Origin of the sequence: Phenylobacterium sp. (assembly GCF_036263695.1) — a bacterium.
In the GTDB taxonomy this organism is placed as follows: domain Bacteria; phylum Pseudomonadota; class Alphaproteobacteria; order Caulobacterales; family Caulobacteraceae; genus Phenylobacterium.
In genome coordinates this window covers 1-4,984 of the sequence record NZ_DATAGM010000042.1, presented here as the reverse complement: position 1 = coordinate 4,984, position 4,984 = coordinate 1, and the positions used below count along the sequence as shown (strand labels likewise).

Sequence of the window (4,984 nt, the reverse complement as noted above, 5' to 3'; positions counted from 1 at the left end):
GCCCCCAGCGCCGCCTGCCGGGCCGGCGCCTGGCCAAGGCCCGCCGGAAGGACGCAGCCCATGACGATCTGCTCCACCTGGTCGGGCGCGACCCCGGCCCGCTCGACGGCGGCCCGGACGGCGGCGGCCCCGAGCTCGGTGGCCTTGAGGGGCGAGAGCACGCCCTGGAAGCCGCCCATGGGCGTGCGGGCGTAGGAAGCGATGACGATGGGGTCGGTGGTGCTCATGGGGGAGATATAGGCCGCCTCCCCTGGGTCACCCAACACCGCTCAGTGGGCCGCCCGGGTCCGCGCGATGAACCCGCCGCCGAGGACCCGCGTCGGGGCTTCGGGGGCGTAGAGGACGCAGGCCTGGCCGGGGGCGACGCCTTCCTCGGGCGCGTCGAACAGCACGCCGGGCGCGCCGTCGACCATCGCCAGGCGCCCCGCCGCCGGCTCGCGCGTGGAGCGCACGCGCGCCAGCACCGGGCGGCCGGCCTCGCAGGCGGCCTCGATGGTCGCCGCCTCGCCGAGCCAGTTGGTCTCCTTCAGCGTCAGGGCGGCGGTCAGCAGCGCCTCGCGCGGACCGACGATCACCTGCCGCTTGTCGGCGTCGATGCGGACCACGAACAGCGGGTCGCCGACCGCGACGTTGAGCCCCCGGCGCTGGCCGATGGTGTAGCGGGTCACCCCCTCGTGGCGGCCGAGCACCCGGCCGTCCAGGTGGACGATGTCGCCGGGCTCGGCGCCGTGCGGGCGCAGGCGGTCGATGACGGTGGTGTAGCGCCCTTCCGGCACAAAGCAGATATCCTGGCTGTCCGGCTTGTCGGCGACGGACAGGCCGAGGCCCGCCGCCACGCGCCGCACCTCGCTCTTCGGCAGACCGCCGAGCGGGAAGCGCAGGTAGGCCAGCTGTTCGGGCGTGGTGGCGAACAGGAAGTAACTCTGGTCCCGCGCGGGGTCGGCCGCCCTGTGCAGTTCAGGCCCGTCCGGGCCTTCCCGGCGGGCGACGTAGTGGCCGGTGACCATGGCCGCCGCGCCGAGGTCGCGGGCGACGTCCAGCAGGTCGCGGAACTTGACCGTCTGGTTGCAGCGCACACAGGGGATCGGCGTCTCGCCGCGCAGGTAGGCGTCGGCGAAGTCCTCGATCACCTGCTCGCGGAACCGGCTCTCGTAGTCGAGGACGTAGTGAGGGATGTTCAGCGCATCGGCGGCCGTGCGCGCGTCGTGGATGTCCTGGCCGGCGCAGCAGGCGCCCTTCTTCTGGATCGCCGCCCCGTGGTCGTAGAGCTGCAGGGTGACCCCCACCACGTCGTAGCCGGCCCGGGCCATTAACGCCGCGGTCACAGTTGAGTCCACGCCGCCGGACATGGCCGCCACAATTCTGGCGCCGTCGGGCAGGCCGACAGCCGCGCGGGCTGCATCCAGCACGGCGTCCGGGACGTCGCTCACGGTGAGGGCATCGACCATTTCCGCTATGTAGCGGCAGGGACTGAAGATTGCGAGGTTGCGACCGGCGGTCGCAGGCGCCTTCGCCACAATCTGCGCCCCAACTCCGCCAGAAAGCTTGGCCATAACAGGAGCATCAAGACGGGGAACAGTAACCCATGCGGTCCTACCGGCTTTACATCCTCACCCGCCACGAGCGGATCTCGGGCTCGATGAACGCCAGCCACGCGTCCGACGAGGAGGCTCTGACCTTCGCCGAGGCCCTGCGCGGCGCGGCCCACGCCGTCGAGGTCTGGCTCGGCGAGCGGCTGATCGGCCGCGTCGGCGCGGAGTTCGAACTGGCCTGATCCGACTTTCGCCTCGCGGCCGCCGCCGGCCGCGGCGAGGCGCGCGCCGGGACGCTAGGGTCCTGCCCCCTGATTACACCGGCTGCCCCTCACCGACCCTGAAGTCCCGGCGCACTACCTCGCCTCGTACCTCCACGCAAAGCGGCGGGAGGTGAGAGCGAGCGCTCCGCGCTAGCTCCGCAGCACGTTCAGCAGCGAGCTTTCGCGCAGGGTGGCGAATACCTGGGCTGCGGCCTGGACCGAGAACTCGGCCTGGCTGAGGTCGGAGGCGGCCTTGGCCATGTCGGCGTCGACGATGTTGCCGATCATGCCGGCAGTCATGTCCCGGCGGCGCGCCAGGTCGAGGCCCACGTCCTCCACCCGCTTCTGGACCATGCCGTTGCGGGCCGTCTGTTCAATCAGGTAGTCGGTGACCTGTTCCCAGGCGGCCAGCTGGCCGGTGAGGAAGGTCTCCTGCGCCTGGGTGAGCTGGGCCCCGAAATTGCCGGTCGCGCCCTCTTCGAAGGCCTGCATGTCGCGGAACGCGGTGAGCATGCCCGTGCCCAGCTCCTCAGCCAGGAAGCCGGTGGTCTCGGTCGTGGATTCGTCCAGCCGGGCCTGAACCTTGAAGTCGTCGTTGTGGAAGAAGCCGGGGATGGTGGCCAGCGGCGCCGTGAGGTCCGCCATGGTCTGCGCCGAGACTGGATTGATGTTGATCTGGCCGCCGGCGAACAGCGACTTGCCGGCGAACTTGGCGTTCAGACCCGACATGGCGGTGCGGAACTCGGCTTCGATCTCCAGCATCAGACCTTCGCCGCTCTTGGTCGCCAGCGCGTCGGTGATCCGCTGGCGCACGCGGGTGGCGGCGTCGACCATCTTGGTCAGGGCGCTGTCCTGGGCGATCAGCTTCTCGCTGAGCATCACGTTCTGCGACAGGTAGCCCTCGGTCCGGGTGTGGACTGTGCGCATGGCGGTCAGCATCTCGGCGTTCTTGGCGTAGTCCTTCAGGTCGTCGCCGTTCTTCTGGCTGGCGAGCCGGTCGCCGGCGTCGAGCTGGCGCTTCTGAGCGGCCGTCAGGTTGGCGAGGACGGCGCTGTAGCTGGTGGTGGTTGCGATACGAACCATCGGTCAGGCCCTCACACGAATTCCAGGAGCACGTCGAACAGGTCCTTCGCCGCCTGGATCATCCGGGCGGAGGCGTTGAAGGCCTGCTGGTAGGTGGTGAGCATGACCAGCTCCTCGTCCATGTTGACGCCCTCAACCGAGAGGCGGCGGGCGTCGGCCTCGACCCTCACGGCCTGCGCGCCGGTCATCGACGACTCCGCGGCGGCCGACTTGCGGCCGATGCCGCCGGCGAACTCCATGGCGTAGCGGGTCAGGGTCATGTCGGCGGCCGGCGCGTCGCCGGCGGCGCCGAAGCGGCCGGTCAGCTCGCCGGCCTCGGCGAGCGCCAAGGCGCCCTTGTTGTCGCCCGGGCGCAGGGCCGGCTGGCCGGCGGCGACCGACAGGTCCAGCTGGGCGAAGCCAAGCTTCCTCGGGTCGTTGTAGATCGCGCTGTCGATGTTGAAGCGTCCGGCGCGGCTCGAGCGCTGCAGCACGCCGAGGCCGAACAGGTCGCTCATCGTCGGCCCGCCCGCGCCGCGCTGGGTGGTGTCGGTCACCACCGACATGTTGGCGTTGAGCGGCGGACCGCTGCCGAAGGTCAGGGCGCCGTTCGCGTCGAGCGTGAACTGGCCGTAGAGGCCGACGCCCGTGGCCGGCGAGTTCAGCGCCGTCAGCAGGTCGTTCATGGTCGCGCCGGCGGGCGCAGGCACGGTGATGTCGCGGATGAAGCGCCCGTCGCCCTCGGCCATCCGGAAGGTGATGGAGCCGGTGAAGCCGTGGGCGCTGGCGCCCGTCAGGCCGGTGTCCCAGCTGGAGAGGCCGTCGGAGCGCACCAGATCGTTCAGGCCGAAGTAGTGCGAGAAGCCGCGGCCGTTTTTCGATGAGGTCCCCTCGTCGATGGCCAGCCCCTCGCCCGGATTGGCGGCCGAGATGCTGAGGGCGCCATTCACGTAGCTGGCGGTCCCGTCGCCCCCTAGGGCGGTGTTCAGGGCGGCCACGAAGCTGCCGGGCGTGAAAGCCGGGCCGGGCGCGCCGTCGACGGTCATGGTCCCGGCGGTGAAGTTGATGTCGATCCGCCGCTGCACCACTCCGGCGGCGTCGACGACGGCGAGCGAGCTCGTCCCCGTGAACCCGGAAGCGGCCGAGGCGATGTCCAGAAGGCCTGTGTTGCGGCCGGCCAGCGTCGTGGGGGCCGGCACCGCCGCGGAGTCGTTGTGCACCCGGTTGATCTGCTCGGCCGCCCGGCTGACGAACTCGCCCAGCTGGTCGGTCATGTCCGGCAGGACCTCGTCGCGCATGTCCAGCAGACCGCGCAGCTCGCCGCCGCTCACCTGGATCGGCGTCGTATAAGCGGGGTTGTTGGGGTTCTGGATGGCGATGTAGCCGCGGGTGGAGTCGGTGCGCTCGTAGACCAGCTTCGAGGAGTGGTCCCCGGCCAGCGTCATGCCCTCAGCGCTGCGGATCACCACCCCGCCCGCGTCGCGCTTGGCGACCCGAACGTTCATGATGCCAGCCAGCTCGTCGACCAGCGTCGCCTGGATGTTCTCCGAGCCGGAGGCGTCCCCGCCGGCCATCTTGGTCCGGGTGATGTCGACGTTGAGCTTCTGGATCTCACCAATCAGCGCGTTGGCCCGATCGACGCCGGCCACCAGGCGGGCGTCCACGGTCTTGGCCAGGTTCTGCAGCGAGCCGTTGATCCGGTCCGCCTCGGTGAGGAAGTCCTGGACCCGGGTGAGCGCCTGGCTGCGCAGCAGGCTGGACGAGGGATCGTCGGCGGCCTGGGCGAAGGCGTTCCACACCTCGTCCAGGCGCGAGAAGAAGTAGCCTGGGCTGGAGGGGTCGCCGAACAGGCTCTGGGCGCTGTCCAGGTATTCGGAGACCACGTTCCACTTGGCGGCGTCCGATCCGGCGGTGAGGCTGGCCAGCTGCAGGTACTGGTCGGTGACGCGCTTGATGCCGGTGACGGTGACGCCCATGCCGGCGCCGCTGATCACCTGCGACTCCTGCACCATCGCCTTGCGCACGTAGCCGGGCGTGTTGACGTTGGCGATGTTGTCCGAGACGGTCCGGATGCCGGTCTGCGCGGCCATCAGGCCGGAGGTGGCGGTGTTCAGAGCGATGTGGAGC

General features: G+C 70.4%; 4 protein-coding genes and 1 pseudogene. 1 reads left to right on the top strand and 4 read right to left on the bottom strand.

The annotated features are described in order from the left end of the window. Positions 1-227 (bottom strand): annotated as a pseudogene (locus tag VHK87_RS01595) (acetyl-CoA C-acetyltransferase); the annotation flags it as partial. Between the two features lie 42 nt (positions 228-269). Further along, the gene (gene mnmA / locus VHK87_RS01590; RefSeq protein WP_414694090.1) at positions 270-1,448 is read right to left on the bottom strand and encodes a tRNA 2-thiouridine(34) synthase MnmA; all 1,179 of its coding nucleotides are present in this window, start codon (positions 1,446-1,448) and stop codon (positions 270-272) included. Between the two features lie 137 nt (positions 1,449-1,585). Between mnmA and VHK87_RS01585 the strand changes: the two genes are divergently transcribed. Next, complete coding sequence (locus VHK87_RS01585; RefSeq protein WP_329633141.1) at positions 1,586-1,774, top strand: hypothetical protein; 189 nt, start codon at positions 1,586-1,588, stop codon at positions 1,772-1,774. Positions 1,775-1,945: 171 nt separating this feature from the next. Here the strand turns inward: VHK87_RS01585 and VHK87_RS01580 are convergent, their stop codons facing one another. After that, entirely contained in the window at positions 1,946-2,878 is a 933-nt protein-coding gene (locus VHK87_RS01580; protein WP_329633140.1) for a flagellin, read from the bottom strand. Positions 2,879-2,889: 11 nt separating this feature from the next. After that, the coding region (gene flgK / locus VHK87_RS01575) for a flagellar hook-associated protein FlgK (RefSeq protein WP_329633139.1) at positions 2,890-4,984 on the bottom strand (2,095 nt) is incomplete at its 5' end.